This window comes from Lysinibacillus sp. 10T31 (genome assembly GCF_056394365.1).
The window spans coordinates 1-380 of sequence record NZ_JBFTHS010000257.1; the positions used below are offsets into that span (position 1 = coordinate 1).

At 55.5% G+C, this 380-nt stretch carries 1 protein-coding gene; it reads right to left on the reverse strand.

The annotated features are described in order from the left end of the window. On the reverse strand, window positions 1–380 hold a 380-nt coding region (locus tag AC1DCY_RS27920), incomplete at both ends, for a hypothetical protein (protein ID WP_477356099.1).

The window sequence follows — 380 nt, forward strand, 5'->3', positions numbered from 1 at the left end:
GTAACGCGCCTCCTGGATATTGCGGTTGGCATCCTCGATAGCCGCTGGCAGGAATGAGCGGTAGTCAATGTCAAGGCTGCGGGTGGTACAACCGTCCGGCAATGTGACGGCGGTGATCACACACCAGTAGTTGTCGTAGGTCATCCGGGTAATGCCGTGGCTTTGCGTCTCCCGGTACTCCTTGACGTTATAAAAACCATCCAGCCCATGGTAGGTCGGGAAGCCCCGGTGCACGGACCACAAATAACTTTTCGCGTCCTCCGGGTCCGGAACCGATTCCTTTTTAACCGCGGGCAAGAACAGCTCCATGATGTGGTAACCGACCTCGGGCGATTCGAGTTTTTCCTTCAAATTGAAGGGCATGTTGCCCTGCTCATCCT